Genomic DNA, 17,298 nt, shown 5'->3' with positions numbered 1-17,298 from the left:
GATAAATGTAAATTTAGGGAGGATTTTCTAATGATCGAGCCAAAGTACAAAAGAGTACTACTAAAACTTAGTGGAGAAGCATTATCTGGTGATAGAGGATTTGGAATAAATAACGATATAGTAAATGATATAGCACTTGCTATAAAGAAAATAAGAGAAATAGGTGTAGAAGTATCTGTAGTTGTAGGTGGAGGAAACTTCTGGAGAGGAAGAACTTCTGAAGGAATGGACAGAACTACTGCAGACTATATAGGAATGCTAGCTACAGTTATGAACTCTATGGCACTTCAAGATGCACTAGAAAATATGGATGTACAAACTAGAGTACAAACTGCTATAGAAATGAGACAAATAGCAGAGCCATATATAAGAAGAAAAGCTGTTAGACACTTAGAAAAAGAAAGAGTAGTAATATTTGGTGCAGGAACTGGAAATCCATATTTCTCAACTGATACAGCAGCAGCACTTAGAGCGGCAGAAATGGAAGCTGAAGTAATATTACTTGCTAAAAATGTTGATGCAGTATATGATAAAGATCCAAAGGTTCATGCTGATGCAGTTAAATTTGATGAATTAACTTACTTAGATGTACTTCAAAAAGAATTAAAAGTAATGGACTCAACTGCTACATCTTTATGTATGGACAATCAAATACCTATAAAAGTATTTGAATTATCAACAGAAAATATAATGAAGGCAGTTATGGGAGAAAATATAGGTACAACAGTAAAATAGAAACTAAAATTATGGCTAAAGTATTTTATATAATGTAAAATTAGCATATAATGTTTATATAGATAAAATTATTTAGGAGGAAAAATATGAAATTAGATATACATAAGAACTTAGAAGCTAAAATGGCTAAGACAATAGATGCATTAAAATACGAATACACTACAATAAGAACAGGAAGAGCTAATGCTCAAATGTTAGATAAAATAAGAGTTGACTACTATGGAACTCCAACTCCAATAAACCAAATGGCAGCAGTATCAGTTCCAGAAGCTAGAACTTTAATGATAAATGCTTGGGATAAATCTTCTATGGCTGAAATAGAAAAAGCTATAAGAAACTCTGACTTAGGACTTAACCCAACAAATGATGGTGAAGTTATAAGAATATCAGTACCAGCATTAACAGAAGAAAGAAGAAAAGAGTTAGCTAAAAAAGCTCATAAAACAGCTGAAGATTTCAAAGTAAGACTTAGAAATGAAAGAAGAGATGCTAACGATAATTTAAAGAAAATGGAAAAAGATGGGGAATTAACTGCTGATGAACTTAAAAAAGCACAAGATGAAGTTCAAAAGATAACAGATAAATTCATAAAAGAAGTAGATGTTGTTGCAGCTGCTAAAGAAAAGGACATAATGGAGGTATAATATTGGAAAAATATTATAACCTATTAGGCCTTCACTTAAATGATGTTGTAGACACATTTAAAGACAAAAACATAAAATATACCATAGAAGAAATAAAGGGTAAAAAAGATCAAGAAACTTTAATAGTTCCTAAGGTCATAAAAATATCACAAACTTCTGATGGTGTAAAAATATTAGTAACATACTTTTCTGACTCCTTAAAATAGGAGTCAGATTCGTATTTAGGAGGTACAATATGCATTATGATATAGATTTAGAGAGAGTACCTAATCATATAGCTATAATAATGGATGGAAATGGAAGATGGGCAAAGGCTAGATTTCTACCAAGAACAGCAGGACATAAAGCTGGTGTAGAAACTATTAGAAAAGTGCTAAAAGAATGTAATAGATTAGGGGTAAAAACTTTAACACTATATGCATTTTCAACTGAAAACTGGAAAAGACCAAAGCTTGAAGTTGACACTTTAATGACCTTACTTTCAACATATCTTAAAAATGAAGTAAGGGAACTTCACAAAAATAATGTTAAAATAACAACAATAGGTGATACATCTAAACTTCCAAAGGCATGCATAGATGAACTAGAAAGAGCATATGAATTAACTAAGTACAATACTGGGGTTAATCTAAACTTAGCACTTAATTACGGTGCAAGAAATGATATAAAAGATGCTTTAGTAAATATACTAAAAGATGAAAAATGTGGTAAACTAAGTATAGATGAAATAACAGAAGATACAATATCTAGTTATTTAAGTACAAAGTCTATAAGTGATCCAGATCTTATAATAAGAACTAGTGGAGAAGAAAGATTAAGTAACTTCCTATTATGGGAAGCAGCATATTCTGAATTTTACTTTACAGATATTCACTGGCCAGACTTTAATGAAAAACAACTACAAAAAGCCGTATATGAGTACCAAAAAAGAGACAGAAGATTTGGTGGCCTAAAGTAAGGAGATTAATTTATGCGTACAAGAATTATTGCAGGTTTGGCATTAGTACCATTGTTTATATTCATTATAATTGGGGGAATACCACTATATTTAGCAGAACTTTTAGTAGTATCTATTGCACTTAATGAATTTTATAAAGCTTTTAAAGAAAAGGAAATACATCCAATTTATTATATAGGATATATATTTTCTATATACTTGACATTTAAAAATATCTTTAATTTAAGATTAGAGTATACATATGCAGTAGCATTTATATTATTTTTAATATCAATAATTAGCTTATTAAGATGCAAAAATAACATCATAGATATAGCTATAACTTTTATGGGTATTATATACATAGCAATATTTTTAGATTTTATAGTATTAACATTTAAAGACTTTGAATTTGGACATTTATATGTATGGTTAATATTTATAATATCATTTGCAACAGATACATTTGCATACTTCAGCGGATATTTATTTGGTAAGCACAAGCTTATACCAAAAGTAAGTCCTAAAAAAACTATAGAAGGAAGTATTGGTGGAATACTTGGAAGCACAATTTGTTGTATAGCATTTGGATATATATTTAATATAAATATATTACCATTAGTTATAATTGGGAGTATAGGAAGTATAGTAGCACAATTTGGAGATTTATTTGCATCTTCAATAAAAAGATATGTAGGAATAAAAGACTATGGTAAACTAATACCAGGTCACGGTGGAGTATTAGATAGATTTGATAGTGTTATACTAGTAGCACCATTTATATATTATGCAATATCATTCTTTATAAAATAAGTCTTAGTTAAACACTAAGGCTTATTTTTGTATATGAAAAAATATTTAAATTAGATAAAAATTATATAAATAGTGTTATAATATAATAATGAATAAAGTAAATTATAGAAAGGGTAGCAAAATGAAGAAAATATCAATACTAGGGTCAACTGGATCAATAGGTAAACAAACACTAGATGTAGTAAGACAACATAAAGATAAATTTGAAGTAGTAGCAATAAGTGCAAATAGCAGTGTAGATTTACTACTAGAACAAATAAAAGAATTTAAACCAAAATACGTAGCAGTATACAACGAAAGTTCTTACATAAAATTAAAATCAATGATACCATCAGACATAAATATAGAAGTATTATGTGGTATGGAAGGACTAAAAACTATATCATCACTTCCTGAAATAGATGTATTATTAACTGCAATAGTAGGAATGATAGGATTAGTTCCAACACTAGAAGCAATAAAAGCAGGAAAAGACATAGCACTAGCTAACAAAGAAACACTAGTATGTGCAGGGGATTTAGTAATGAGTGAAGCTAAAAAAATGGGAGTAAGCATACTTCCAGTAGATAGCGAGCACAGTGCAATATTCCAATGCTTAAATGGAGAAAATAACAAAGAAATAGAGAAAATAATATTAACAGCATCAGGTGGACCATTTAGAGGAAAAACTAAAGAAGAACTTATAAATGTAACTAAAAATCAAGCACTAAAACATCCAAATTGGTCAATGGGTAGAAAAATAAGTATAGATTCATCAACACTAATGAACAAAGGACTTGAAGTAATAGAAGCAAAATGGCTATTTGGTGTAGAACATGATAAAATAGATGTAGTAGTACACCCACAAAGTATAATACATTCAATGGTACAATTTATAGATAGTTCAGTAATAGCACAACTAGGATGCCCTGACATGAGACTACCTATACAATATGCACTATCATATCCAAATAGAATAGAATGTGACTTTGAAAGATTAGATTTAGCAAAAATAGCTACATTAACATTTGAAAATCCAGATATGGATACATTCCCATGCTTAAAACTAGCATATGATACATTAAAAATGGGTGGAACGTATTCAGCAGTATTAAATAGTGCTAATGAAATATTAGTTAGCGAGTTTTTAGAAGATAAAATAGGATTTTACGATATACCAAAGTACATAGAAAAGACGCTAGAAGCACACACTAGCATAGAAAAGCCAACTCTAGAACAAATATTAGATATAGATAAATGGGCTAGAGAATATGTAAGTAGTGCTATAAAATAAACTATATACATTTGAAGTTAATTATATTAAATAGAAAAAAAGAGGTGGTAAATTGACTATAATAGCAGCAATACTATTATTTGGTGTAATAGTATTTATACACGAACTAGGACATTTCCTGTTTGCTAAAAAAGCAGGGGTAACAATACACGAATTTTCAATAGGTATGGGGCCTAAACTATATAGTAAAACTAAAAATGGTACAAAGTACTCAATAAGATTACTTCCATTAGGTGGATATGTAAGTATGGAAGGAGAAGACGGAGAAACAAATGACCCAAATGCATTTGGTAGAAAAACAATACTACAAAGGGCAAGTATATTATTTGCAGGGCCATTTTTTAACATAATATTTACAGTAATATTATTAATACCAGTATTTATGTTTATAGGAACGCCAATTAACTCAAATGTATTAGGAGAAGTATCTCAAAATAGTCCAGCGCAAAAAGCGGGACTTATGGCTAATGATAAAATATTAGACATAAATGGTAAAAAAATAAATTCATGGGAAGATATATTAAATACACTTCAAACTACAGATGGTAAAAAAATAAATATAACAGTAGATAGAGATGGTAAGACTAAAGAATTTAATGTACAACCCCAAAAAAATGAACAAGGAAGATATGTAATAGGAATAACACAAGAAAGAGATAAAAGCATACTAAATGCAATACCAAGTGCATTTAAAGGAACATATGAAATGCTTAAGCAAATGGTATTATTCTTAGGACAATTAGTAACAAATTCAGTACCTGGAGGAGCTGCAAATGCTGTAGCAGGACCAGTTGGAGTAATAGGAATAGTTTCAGATGCAGCAAAAATGGGTATACCAAATCTTATGTACATAGGAGCAATGATAAGTCTAAACTTAGGAGTGCTTAATCTACTTCCAATACCAGCACTAGATGGAGGAAGATTAGTAATGCTAGGAATAGAAGGTCTAAGAGGTGGAAAAAAATTAGACCCAAACAAAGAAGCTATGATACATACAGCAGGATTTATGTTACTAATGGGACTTATGCTATTTGTAACATACAAAGACATACTTAGATTATTCTAAAATAAGTAGTATAATAAATAGGAGGTGGGTGGATAGATATAAATCTATAATCCACCTCTTTAATACTATATATGGCTAAATAACACATAAAATACTAAAGAGGTGAGGACATGTATAAAAGAAGACAATGTAGAGAAGTAAGCGTTGGAAATGTAAAAATAGGTGGGAATAATCCAATAAGTATACAATCAATGACAAACAGTGATACAAGAGATGCAAATGCCACAATAGCACAAATAAAAAGACTAGAAGAAGTTGGATGCGATATAGTAAGAGTAGCAGTACCTGATATGATTGCAGCAAAAAACATAGGTGAAATAAAGAAAAACGTAAATATACCAGTAATAGCAGATATACACTTTGACCATAGACTAGCTATAGAAGCAATAGATCAAGGAGTAGATGGAGTTAGAATAAACCCAGGTAATATTGGTAGCATAGAAAAAGTAAAAGAAGTAGTAAATAAATGTAAAGAGAAAAACTTAAAAATAAGAATAGGAGTAAATGGTGGTTCACTTGAAAAAGAACTACTTCAAAAATACGGTAGTGCAACAGCAGAGGCTCTAGTTGAAAGTGCAATGGGACATGTTAAAATACTAGAAGACTTAGATTTTAGAAATATAGTAATATCATTAAAATCATCAGATATATATAAAACACTAGAAGCATATGAGTTAATATCTAAAAAAGTAGACTACCCACTTCATATAGGTATAACAGAATCAGGAAGTGTTAAAAAAGGAACTATAAAATCTTCAATAGGAGTAGGAGCGTTACTTCTTAAAGGAATAGGAGATACTGTAAGAATATCACTAACAGGAGATCCATGTGAAGAAGTAGTGGTAGGCAAAGAAATACTAAGAAGCTTAGGTTTATTAAATGACAAGGTAAAAGTAGTATCTTGCCCAACATGTGGAAGATGTAATATAGACTTAATAAGCGTTGTAAATGAAGTAGAAGAAAAAATAAGTAAAATGGATAAAGATATAACAGTAGCAATCATGGGATGTGCAGTAAATGGTCCAGGAGAAGCAAGAGAAGCTGATATTGGAATAGCTGGAGGAAAAGGTGAAGGGCTGTTATTTAAAAAAGGTGAAATAGTTAGAAAAATAAAAGGCGATGATTTAGTAAAAGAACTAATGGATGAAATAGATAAATATTAATGATAAAAGAGTACTTGAAAAAGTACTCTTTTTTTGTTTAAAAATGTAATAAAATCATTAAAAAATATTAAATAAAAATGAAAATAAAATAGTTTAATTGTTAAATACTAAAATATATTTCTAAATTGCAAAAAAAAATAAAAACCGTCGAAAAAATAAGACAAAAATCATAATAAAAACACTTTTATCGAATCAAGACTTGTTTTATCGAATCTATATACAAATAAATATATAAATGCTATATTTTTTTTGTAAATAATAAAATGCAAAACTAAAGGGGTATGGAGGAGAGAGATGGAAGAAACAATTGACCTAAAAGAGTATTTTTCAATAATAAAAAAGAGGTTTTGGATAATTGCATTATTAACAGTATTAGCAGCTATAATAAGTGGGGTGCTAAGTTTTTTTGTGCTAAAACCAGTATACCAAGCAAACTCTACATTAATAGTAAACACAGAACAAAATGAAGAAACAAACATATTAACAGGAGATCAATTTACAGTAACACAAAAATTAGCAGTAACATATGGAGAAATAATAAAATCAAGAGCAGTAATAGAACCAGTAATAAAAAAGCTAGACATAGATAAAACATATGAAGAACTAGTAGAGCAAATCGTAGTATCTCCAGTAAAAGACACTCAAATCATAGATATAAGTGTAGAAGACCAAAATCCCAAAAAAGCAAGAGATATAGCAAATGAAATTCCAAAAGTATTTACAAAAGAAGCTAAAAGAATAACAAATGCAAATAGCGTAGAAGTAATAGATAAAGCAATAATACCAGAAAATCCTATAAAGCCAAATAAAGTTATGAACGTAGCAATAGCAGCAGTATTAGGACTTATGATAGGGCTATTTGTCGTGTTCTTAAAAGAATACTTAGACAACAAAATAAAAACACCACAAGATATAGAAAAACACCTAGACTTACCAATACTAGGAGTAATACCAAATGAAGGTAGTGTAAAGTAGGGGGACATATATGAATAAAATAATAAGTATAAATAATCCAAAATCCCCTATAGCAGAAGCCTATAGGGGAATAAGAACGAGCATAGAATTTGCAAATATAGATAAAGAAATAAAAGTTATAACAGTTACAAGTAGTAAGCAAAATGAAGGAAAAAGTACAGTAATATCAAATATAGGGGTAAGCTTTGCAAACCTTGATAAAAAAGTATTATTACTAGAAGGAGACTTAAGAAACCCAAGTGTGCATAGAATGGTTAATATTAGTAATATACATGGACTTACAGATTTATTACTAGGAAATAAATCTTTTGGAGAATGTGTACATATAACAGATGTAAAAAATCTTCATGTATTAACATGTGGAGCCGTGCCACCAAATCCATCTGAGATGTTGGCATCTAAAAGAATGAAAGAATTAGTGGAAGAACTTAGAGAGTATTATGATTATATATTTATAGATGCACCACCAATAGGGGTAGTGACAGACGCAGGTATCATATCTAGTTATAGTGATGGGTGTGTTTTTGTGGTAGGTGCAAAAGAGTGCGATGTAGAAGAAGTTAAGGTGTCTAAGGAAATATTAGAAAAATTAGGGGTAAATATATTGGGGTGTGTACTTAATAAGTTTGAAACTGAAAGGTCTGAATATAGCTATTATTATACTCAAGATGAGGGAATGAGTAGTAGAAGAAATAAATTAAGGAAAATGATAGGAATTTAGTACAATGGGGGGATTGTATTATGGAGGTCAAAGGTATAAATCTTCAAGAATTAAGCTTATTAGGTAAAGTACTAAATACATATAAGGTAAGGCAACTAATATTATGGCTAGGAGATGTAGGAAGTATAATAATAGCTACAATAATATCTATGAATTTAACAAACGTAAAAAATATAACTAATGTAGATAACCTTATACTACCTATGTCCATATACATAATATATAATACGATATCATTTTTAAAATGCAAATGCTATACAAGCCTATGGAGATATGCAGGTGAAGAAGAAATGCTATCAGTATTAACAGCATGTGTATTTTATATAATACCACTTTACCTAACATTAAATATATTGGGGGAAAATTATAATTTACTATTCTATATAGTAAATACAATATTAATAATAGCTTTCACAGGAGGGCTAAGACTAGTATATAGAACAGGAAGAAGATTAAAAATCAGAACAAAGTCAATGCAAGGAAGCACTAAAGTACTAGTAGTAGGTGGAGGAAGTGCTGGAGAAATAATAATAAATGAGTTAAAAGAAAATCCTCAACTTAACAAATGTCCAATTGGAATTATAGATGATGATATAAATAAAGTAGGAAGAACAATACATAATGTACGTATTCTAGGTCAAACAATAAATATAGAAGAAATAGTGAAAAAATATGAAGTAGATGAAATAATATTAGCAATGGCTAGCGTATCAAATGAAAGAAAAAAAGAAATCATAGAAATATGCAAAAATACAAAATGTAAACTAAAAACAATACCAGGAATATATGAAATAATAGATGGGAAAGTAGATATCAAAAAAATAAGAGATGTAGCTATAGAAGACTTACTAGGAAGAGAGCCAATAAAAGTAAACCTAGGAGAAATGAGTGATTACATACAAGATAAAGTAGTACTAGTAACAGGTGGAGGAGGAAGTATAGGAAGTGAACTTTGTAGACAAATTGCAAGTTTTTCTCCAAAGCACCTAATAATACTAGATAACTACGAAAATAATGCATATGCAATACAACAGGAACTAATAAGATTATATGGACAAGAAAAATTAAACTTAAGTACAATAATAGCATCAATAAGAGAAACTGTTAGAATGGATGAAATATTTAATGAGTATAGACCAGAAGTAGTATTTCATGCGGCAGCGCATAAACATGTGCCACTAATGGAAAAAAGTCCTAGTGAAGCTATAAAAAATAATATATTTGGGACAAAAAATGTAGCAGAACTAGCTCATAAATATAAAGCCAAAAGAATGGTGCTAATATCAACAGATAAAGCAGTAAACCCAACTAATATAATGGGTGCAACAAAAAGAGCTGCGGAAATGATAATACAAACAATGAATGAAAAAAGTGAAACAGAGTTTGTAGCAGTACGTTTTGGTAATGTACTAGGCAGCAATGGAAGTGTAATACCATTATTTAAAAAACAAATAGCCGAGGGTGGACCAATAACAGTAACACACCCAGATATAATTAGATACTTTATGACAATACCAGAAGCAGTGCAACTAGTGATACAAGCTGGTGCAATGGCTAAAGGTGGAGAGATATTTGTACTAGATATGGGAGATCCTGTGAGAATTGTGGATCTTGCGAAAAATCTTATACGTCTTAGTGGATTTGAGCCAGATGTTGATATTAAGATTGAGTACTCTGGGCTTAGACCTGGTGAGAAGCTATATGAAGAGCTACTTATGAGTGAAGAAGGACTTGCTAAGACAGAAAACAAGAAGATATTTATAGGAAAGCAAGTGGAAGTTGACTTACAAAAGGTTGATATGCACCTTGAGATGTTAAAGAAGGTTGTCGATAATGAGAAAGTTGAGCTTATTGATAATCTTATGAGAGAATTTGTTAGTACTTATATAAGACCGGAAGAAGCTAATAGAAAGGAGAAAGTAGATGAAGTTGCAATTACTAATTAAAAGAATAACAGATATAGTTTGCTCAGGATTAGGACTTATAATACTTTCGCCTATGTTAATAATAACAGCAATACTAATAAGAATAAAATTAGGATCACCAATATTTTTCACTCAAGATAGAGTAGGAAAAGATGGAAAGATATTTAGAATGATAAAATTTAGAACTATGCTAGATACAAATGATAAATGGGGAGAGCCACTTCCAGACGAAGAAAGACTAACTCCATTTGGAAAGTTACTTAGAAGTACTAGTATAGATGAATTACCAGAACTTGTAAATGTATTAAAAGGAGATATGAGCTTAGTTGGACCGAGACCATTGCTTGTAGAATATAAAGAATTATATTCAGAAGAACAATTTAGAAGACATGAAGTGAGACCAGGAATAACTGGATGGGCTCAGATAAACGGAAGAAATACAGTAGCATGGGATGATAGATTTAAAATGGATGTAGACTATGTAGATAGCTATAGCTTACTTCTAGATATAAAAATACTGTTTATGACAGTAGGAAAAGTAGTGAAAAGAGATGGAATAAGCCAAGAAGGTCATGTTACTATGGAAAAATTTAATGGAAATAACTAAGAGGTATCAAAATGAAAAATATCATAGTAATAGGAGCAGGAGGTCATGCATCTGTAGTAATAGATATTATAGAATGCATGAAAGAAAATGGAAGCCAGGTACAGATATTAGGAATACTAGATGATAGAAATGATATAACAAAATTTAGAGGGTATGAAATACTAGGAAAAATAAGAACAGAGAATCTATATAATAGAAAAGATACTGAATTTATAATAGGGATAGGTAGTAATAATATTAGAAAAGAAATATATAGAAAATATAACCATTTAAAATATTTTACAGCAATACATCCAAGTGCAATAATAGGAAGCCATGTGAACATAAAAAGTGGAACTGTAGTTATGCCGAGAGCAATTATAAATTCAAATACATATATAGGAAAACACGTAATAATAAACAGTGGAGCAATAGTAGAACACGACAATATAATAGGAGATTTTGTTCACATATCACCAGGAACAACTCTTTGTGGAGGTGTTTTTGTAGGAGAATCAGCTCATATAGGAGCTAACTCTACAGTTGTGCCATCTAAGAAAATAGGAGCAAATACTATTATAGGAGCAGGCTCAACTGTTATAACGGATATACAGTTTGGTGTTATGGCTGTAGGAAGTCCAGCTAAAAAAATAAAAGATATATAGGGGATTAAGATTATGAATAAAAGAATATACCTTGCATCGCCTCATATGGGGGGAGGAGAATTAAAATATGTAAATGAAGCATTTGATACTAACTGGGTAGCACCACTTGGGCAAAATGTAATGAACTTTGAAAAAGAAATATGTCAATATACAAAAGCTGAATCAGCATGTGCACTTGTAAGTGGAACTAGTGCAATACATCTAGCGCTTAAGTGTCTAGAAGTAGGGGAAGGCGATATAGTATTTTGTTCAACACTAACATTTGCAGCAACTGCTAATCCTATAATATATCAAGGAGCAGAACCTGTATTTATAGATTCAGACTATGAAACTTGGAATATGTGTGCAATAGCATTACAAAAGGCATTTGATGATGCAGAAAAAAATAATAAGATACCAAAGGCAGTTATAGTAGTTAATCTATATGGTCAAAGTGCTGATTATGATAAGTTAAAAGCTATATGTGATAAATACAATGTACCTATAGTTGAAGATGCAGCAGAGTCATTAGGTGCAACTTATAAAAATAGACATAGTGGAACTATAGGAGATATAGGTATATATTCATTTAACGGTAATAAGATAATCACTACATCTGGTGGTGGCATGATGGTATCTAATAATTACGAGTATACTAAAAAAGCACTTTTCTGGGCTACTCAATCAAGAGAAGCTGAAAGACATTATGAGCATAAGGAAATTGGATATAACTACAGAATGAGTAATGTTGTTGCAGGCATTGGTAGAGGTCAACTTAAGGTATTAGATGATAGAGTTTATAAGAAAGAAGAGATATTTAATACTTATAAAGAAGGATTTAAGGATATAGATGAAATTGAGATGATGAATATATGTGATTTTGGTTATCCGAATTATTGGTTATCTGTAGCTACTATAAAGGAAGGTTCTAAGGTTAAACCAGTTGATATTATGGTTGCATTAGAGAAGGAAAATATAGAGAGTAGACCAGTATGGAAGCCAATGCATATGCAACATGTGTTTAGGGATTATAAGTTCTTTAGTTCGTTAGAGGAAGGTAGTGTATCTGAGGATTTATTTAATAGAGGGATATGTCTGCCTAGCGACACTAAAAATTCTATAGAAGAATTCAATAATATTATAGATATTATTAAAAGTAAATTTATAGTGAAAGAATTAGTTTAATGAGGTGTTTTCTTTGAATATATTATTTTTAACTCTAGCATTTTCAGAATCTAGAGGGATATATACAGATTTAATGCAAGAAATGAGAGTTAGAGGAAATGAAGTATATGTAGTAACTCCAGTAGAGAGAAAAAATAATCAAGAGACTAGCTTAAATAAGGTAAATGGTTTAAATGTTTTAAAAGTAAAGACAGGCAATATTCAAAAAGTTAATAAAATAGAAAAAGGTATATCCACATTAATGTTAGAAAAACAATTTATCAAGGCTATAGATAAATATTTATATGATGTTAAATTTGATTTAATTGTTTATTCTACTCCACCAATAACATTTTCTAATGTAGTAAATCATGTAAAGAAAAGAGATGGAGCAAAAACATATTTGATGTTAAAAGATATATTTCCTCAAAATGCAGTAGATATAGAAATGATGAAAAAAGATGGATTATTATATAAATTCTTTAGAAAAAAGGAGATTAGTTTGTATAATACATCGGATTATATAGGATGTATGTCACGAGGTAATGTAGATTTCTTATTAAAACATAATGAATTTATATCAAAAGATAAAGTTGAAATATTACCAAACACAATAACACCTTTAAAATTAGACAAATTAAATAAAGAATACATAAATAAAATACGAGATAAATACAACATACCTAAAGATAAAATTGTTTTAGTTTACGGAGGTAACTTAGGAAAACCTCAAGGTATAGATTTCATTATAGATTGTATCAAAGAAAATGAAAAGAGAGGGAATACTTTCTTTTTAATAGTAGGGTCAGGGACTGATTATGATAAATTAGCTAACTATATAAAAGAGAACAATATAATAAATACATCAATATATTCATATATGCCCAAAGAAGACTACGATAATGTTGTAAAAGCATGCGATATAGGTTTAGTTTTTTTGGATAGTAGGTTTACCATACCGAATATACCATCAAGAATATTAACATATATGGAATTTGGAATGCCTATAATAGCAGCAACAGATTCAAATACTGACTTGGATGAAATTTTAGAAGGAAGTCAATCGGGACTATGGAGCAAAAGTGGATGTTTAGATGATTTTTATAAAAATATAGATATTTTATGTGATGATAAAGAATTATCGGAAAATATGGGATTAAATGGAAGAAAATATTTAGAAGAAAATTATACATCAGATAGTTCATATGAGATAATAATGAATCACTTTTAACCTAAATTACTAAGGAGAAAAAGTTATGTTTAAAGATAAAGTACTTTTAATAACAGGTGGTACAGGATCATTTGGTAATGCAGTATTAGATAGATTCTTAAATACAGATATAAAAGAAATAAGAATATTCAGTAGAGATGAAAAAAAACAAGAAGATATGAGAAGAACTTATAGAAATGATAAGTTAAAATTCTATATAGGAGATGTGAGAGACTATAATAGTATAGACTATGCACTTAAAGGTGTTGACTATGTATTTCATGCAGCTGCATTAAAGCAAGTTCCTTCTTGTGAGTTCTACCCAATGCAAGCAGTACAAACAAATGTAATCGGAACAGAAAATGTATTAAATGCATGTGTACATAATAAAGTTAAACGAGTTGTATGCTTAAGTACTGATAAAGCAGCATATCCAATAAATGCAATGGGAATATCAAAAGCAATGATGGAAAAAGTTGCAATAGCAAAAGCTAGACAAGTAGATCCAGAAGATACATTAATAAGTGTAACAAGATACGGAAATGTAATGGCATCAAGAGGATCAGTTATACCACTATTTATTGAACAGATGAAAAGAGGAGAAGATATAACAGTAACAGATCCTAACATGACAAGATTTATGATGAGTCTACCAGATGCAGTTGAACTAGTATTATTTGCTTTTGAAAATGCCAACCAAGGAGATTTATTTATACAAAAGGCTCCTGCTGCAACAATAGAATGTTTAGCACAAGCTATGATAGAGCTATTTGGTAGTGACGATACAGGAATAAAAACAATAGGAACTAGACATGGTGAAAAGTTATATGAAACTCTAGCAACTAGAGAAGAGTTAGCCAAATCAGAAGACTGTGGGGACTATTACAGAATATGTGCTGATAATAGAGATTTAAATTATGATAATTATTTCAGTGATGGAAAACATCAAACATCAGCTTTAGATGATTACCATTCACATAATACTACTAGGCTAGATGTGGAAGGAATGAAAGAACTATTACTAAAATTAGAATATATACAAGAGGAATTAACAATCTTTGAAGAAGAAAGAAGACTTAAAGAAGTAGCCACAAGTAGATAGTATAAAATAATTTTAATAATGGGGAAATGATAATATGAAGAAAATATTAGTAACAGGATCGAATGGATTTGTAGGAAAAAATACAGTAGTAGCTTTAAATGAAGCTAAAAAGTATGAAGTACTTACTATAGATAGAGAAAATACAGAAGAAGAATTGAAAGAAGCAGTATTTAGTGCTGAATTTATAGTTCACTTAGCAGGAGTTAATAGACCAAAAGAAATTTCAGAGCTTTATGAAGGCAATGGAGGATTGACTGAAAAAATAGTTAGATACTTAAAAGAAAATAAAAAAAATACACCAATACTTATAACATCATCAACTCATGCGGTGCTTGATAATGATTATGGAAAAAGTAAAAAGCAATCAGAAGAAGCTTTAGTAAAATATAGTGATGAATGTGATGCTAAAGTGTATATATTTAGACTACCAAATTTATTTGGAAAATGGTGTAGACCAAACTACAACTCAGCAGTATCTACATTTTGCTATAACATAGCTCATGACTTAGATGTATGGGTAAATGATCCAGCTATAGAATTAAATCTAGTATATATAGATGATGTAGTAGCATCTATAATAGATTGCATAGAAGAAGAAAATATAATAAGCCTTAAGAATATAGATGAAGAAGTAGCTATAACTACTACTGGAGCTAGCAGCTTACAAATAGATAGGTATTACTATGAAGTAACTACAGTATATAAAAGAACACTAGGAAATATAGTTGATAGTTTAAAAATGTTTAGAAATATGAGAAAGAGCTTATTAATACCTGATTTAAGTGATGGATTTAATAAAGCATTATACTCAACATACTTAACATATTTAGAAGAAGATGATTTTTCATATTACTTAGATAAGAAAGAAGATAATAGAGGATGGTTGGCTGAACTTGTTAAATCTCCACAGTTTGGTCAAATGTTTGTGTCAAAAACATACCCTGGTATAACTAGAGGAAATCATTGGCATCATACTAAGACTGAGAAATTTATAGTTATACAAGGAAAAGCTGCTATTAGATTTAGAAAAATAGATGAAGATAAAGTTATAGAGTATATAGTAGATGGTGAAAAGCCACAAGTACTAGATATACCACCAGGATATACTCATTCTATAGAAAATATAGGACAAGAGAAAGTTATAACTCTTTTCTGGTCAAACGAAATGTTCAATCCAGAAAATCCAGACACATATTTTTTAGAGGTGAATAAATAATGAAAAAATTAAAGTTAATGACTATAGTTGGGACAAGACCAGAGATAATAAGACTTTCTGAAACTATAAAAAAATGTGATAAGTACTTTGATCATATTTTAGTTCATACGGGACAAAACTGGGATTATACATTAAACCAAGTATTCTTTGAAGATTTAGAACTAAGAGAACCTGATTATTATTTAGATACAGTAGGTAAAAACTTAGGTGAAACTATGGGTAATATAATATCTAAGTCTTATGATGTAATAGAAAAAGAAAAGCCAGATGCATTATTAGTGCTTGGTGATACTAATTCAGCAATGTCAGCAATATCTGCAAAGAGACTTAAGTGTCCAATATTCCATATGGAAGCTGGAAATAGATGTTGGGATTGGAATGTATCTGAAATGATAAATAGAAAAATAGTAGATCACATAGCAGATATAAACTTACCATACACAGAACACTCAAGAAGATATTTAATATCTGAGGGAATAGATGGTAAGACAATATTTGTTACAGGATCTCCAATGCAAGAAGTGTTACAAGCTCATATAAACAAGATAGAAAAAAGTGATGTATTAGAAAGATTAAATCTTGAAAAAGGAAAATATATATTAGTTTCTGCTCATAGAGAAGAAAACATAGATAATGAAGAAAACTTTATGGATTTAATGAGTTCTATAAATAATATAGCCGACAAATATCAAATGCCAGTTATATATTCTACTCATCCAAGAAGTAAGAAGTTTATAGATCAAAGAGCATTTAAGTTACATCCATTAGTACAAAGTATGAAGCCATTTGGATTTATGGATTATAATCAACTTCAAATGAATAGTTATTGTGTGCTTTCAGATAGTGGGACATTATCAGAAGAAAGCGCAATGTTAAACTTCCCTGGAGTACTTATAAGGACTTCTACTGAAAGGCCGGAGGTACTTGATAAAGGAACTGTTGTTATTGGTGGTATAAAAGGTAATGATGTAGAACAAGCTATGGAGCTTGCTGTGAATATGAAGGAAAATAATGAAGAAGTAGTGCTACCTCATGACTATATAGATACAAATGTATCTGTGAAGGTTGTTAAGTTAATACAAAGTTATACTCATATAGTTAACAAGACTGTGTGGGGTAAGTAG

The 17,298-nt window shown here is 29.9% G+C and carries 18 protein-coding genes; all 18 read left to right on the top strand.

Translation table 11 applies throughout. The features are described from left to right. Positions 1-30 precede the first annotated feature (30 nt). Positions 31-735, top strand: a complete 705-nt coding sequence (gene pyrH, locus I4U89_RS05960) for a UMP kinase (RefSeq protein ID WP_092925064.1) — start codon at positions 31-33, stop codon at positions 733-735. Between the two features lie 86 nt (positions 736-821). Beyond that, positions 822-1,379, top strand: coding sequence for a ribosome recycling factor (frr, locus tag I4U89_RS05955; RefSeq protein ID WP_195939369.1), 558 nt, complete (start codon positions 822-824; stop codon positions 1,377-1,379). A 2-nt stretch (positions 1,380-1,381) separates the two neighbouring features. After that, the gene (locus I4U89_RS05950; protein ID WP_195939367.1) at positions 1,382-1,585 is read left to right on the top strand and encodes a hypothetical protein; all 204 of its coding nucleotides are present in this window, start codon (positions 1,382-1,384) and stop codon (positions 1,583-1,585) included. Positions 1,586-1,614: 29 nt separating this feature from the next. Further along, a complete protein-coding gene (locus I4U89_RS05945) occupies positions 1,615-2,337 on the top strand; it encodes an isoprenyl transferase (protein WP_195939365.1) in 723 nt (240 codons plus the stop codon). A 12-nt stretch (positions 2,338-2,349) separates the two neighbouring features. After that, complete coding sequence (locus I4U89_RS05940; protein ID WP_195939363.1) at positions 2,350-3,129, top strand: phosphatidate cytidylyltransferase; 780 nt, start codon at positions 2,350-2,352, stop codon at positions 3,127-3,129. A gap of 121 nt (positions 3,130-3,250) precedes the next feature. Then, entirely contained in the window at positions 3,251-4,402 is a 1,152-nt protein-coding gene (locus tag I4U89_RS05935; protein ID WP_195939361.1) for a 1-deoxy-D-xylulose-5-phosphate reductoisomerase, read from the top strand. A gap of 52 nt (positions 4,403-4,454) precedes the next feature. Beyond that, the gene (gene rseP, locus I4U89_RS05930; protein WP_195939359.1) at positions 4,455-5,468 is read left to right on the top strand and encodes an RIP metalloprotease RseP; all 1,014 of its coding nucleotides are present in this window, start codon (positions 4,455-4,457) and stop codon (positions 5,466-5,468) included. 110 nt (positions 5,469-5,578) lie between these two features. Next, positions 5,579-6,631: a flavodoxin-dependent (E)-4-hydroxy-3-methylbut-2-enyl-diphosphate synthase gene (gene ispG / locus I4U89_RS05925; RefSeq protein ID WP_195939357.1), complete on the top strand. Its 1,053-nt coding sequence runs from the start codon at positions 5,579-5,581 to the stop codon at positions 6,629-6,631. Between the two features lie 294 nt (positions 6,632-6,925). Then, entirely contained in the window at positions 6,926-7,606 is a 681-nt protein-coding gene (locus tag I4U89_RS05920) for a YveK family protein (protein WP_195939354.1), read from the top strand. Positions 7,607-7,616: 10 nt separating this feature from the next. Continuing rightward, a complete protein-coding gene (locus tag I4U89_RS05915) occupies positions 7,617-8,327 on the top strand; it encodes a CpsD/CapB family tyrosine-protein kinase (RefSeq protein ID WP_195939352.1) in 711 nt (236 codons plus the stop codon). Between the two features lie 20 nt (positions 8,328-8,347). Further along, positions 8,348-10,273 (top strand): polysaccharide biosynthesis protein, encoded by a 1,926-nt coding sequence (locus tag I4U89_RS05910; protein ID WP_195939350.1) that lies wholly within the window; start codon positions 8,348-8,350, stop codon positions 10,271-10,273. After that, on the top strand, positions 10,251-10,859 hold the full coding sequence (locus I4U89_RS05905) for a sugar transferase (RefSeq protein WP_195939348.1): 609 nt from the start codon (positions 10,251-10,253) through the stop codon (positions 10,857-10,859). The genes I4U89_RS05910 and I4U89_RS05905 overlap by 23 nt, the downstream gene beginning before the upstream one ends. 11 nt (positions 10,860-10,870) lie before the next feature. Next, on the top strand, positions 10,871-11,503 hold the full coding sequence (locus I4U89_RS05900; protein ID WP_195939346.1) for an acetyltransferase: 633 nt from the start codon (positions 10,871-10,873) through the stop codon (positions 11,501-11,503). Positions 11,504-11,515: 12 nt separating this feature from the next. Further along, positions 11,516-12,667 (top strand): DegT/DnrJ/EryC1/StrS family aminotransferase, encoded by a 1,152-nt coding sequence (locus tag I4U89_RS05895; protein WP_195939344.1) that lies wholly within the window; start codon positions 11,516-11,518, stop codon positions 12,665-12,667. Positions 12,668-12,680: 13 nt separating this feature from the next. Further along, positions 12,681-13,877: a glycosyltransferase family 4 protein gene (locus I4U89_RS05890; RefSeq protein ID WP_195939342.1), complete on the top strand. Its 1,197-nt coding sequence runs from the start codon at positions 12,681-12,683 to the stop codon at positions 13,875-13,877. A 25-nt stretch (positions 13,878-13,902) separates the two neighbouring features. Continuing rightward, entirely contained in the window at positions 13,903-14,958 is a 1,056-nt protein-coding gene (locus I4U89_RS05885) for a polysaccharide biosynthesis protein (protein WP_195939340.1), read from the top strand. Positions 14,959-14,992: 34 nt separating this feature from the next. Beyond that, on the top strand, positions 14,993-16,174 hold the full coding sequence (locus I4U89_RS05880) for a polysaccharide biosynthesis C-terminal domain-containing protein (RefSeq protein WP_195939338.1): 1,182 nt from the start codon (positions 14,993-14,995) through the stop codon (positions 16,172-16,174). Next, a complete protein-coding gene (gene wecB, locus I4U89_RS05875) occupies positions 16,174-17,298 on the top strand; it encodes a non-hydrolyzing UDP-N-acetylglucosamine 2-epimerase (RefSeq protein WP_195939336.1) in 1,125 nt (374 codons plus the stop codon). Before I4U89_RS05880 ends, wecB begins: the two co-directional genes overlap by 1 nt.

Source organism: Romboutsia sp. 1001713B170131_170501_G6 (assembly GCF_015668195.1).
GTDB lineage: Bacteria > Bacillota > Clostridia > Peptostreptococcales > Peptostreptococcaceae > Romboutsia_C.
The sequence above is the reverse complement of the archived record's forward strand: the minus strand, read 5'-3'. Positions and strand labels throughout refer to the sequence as shown.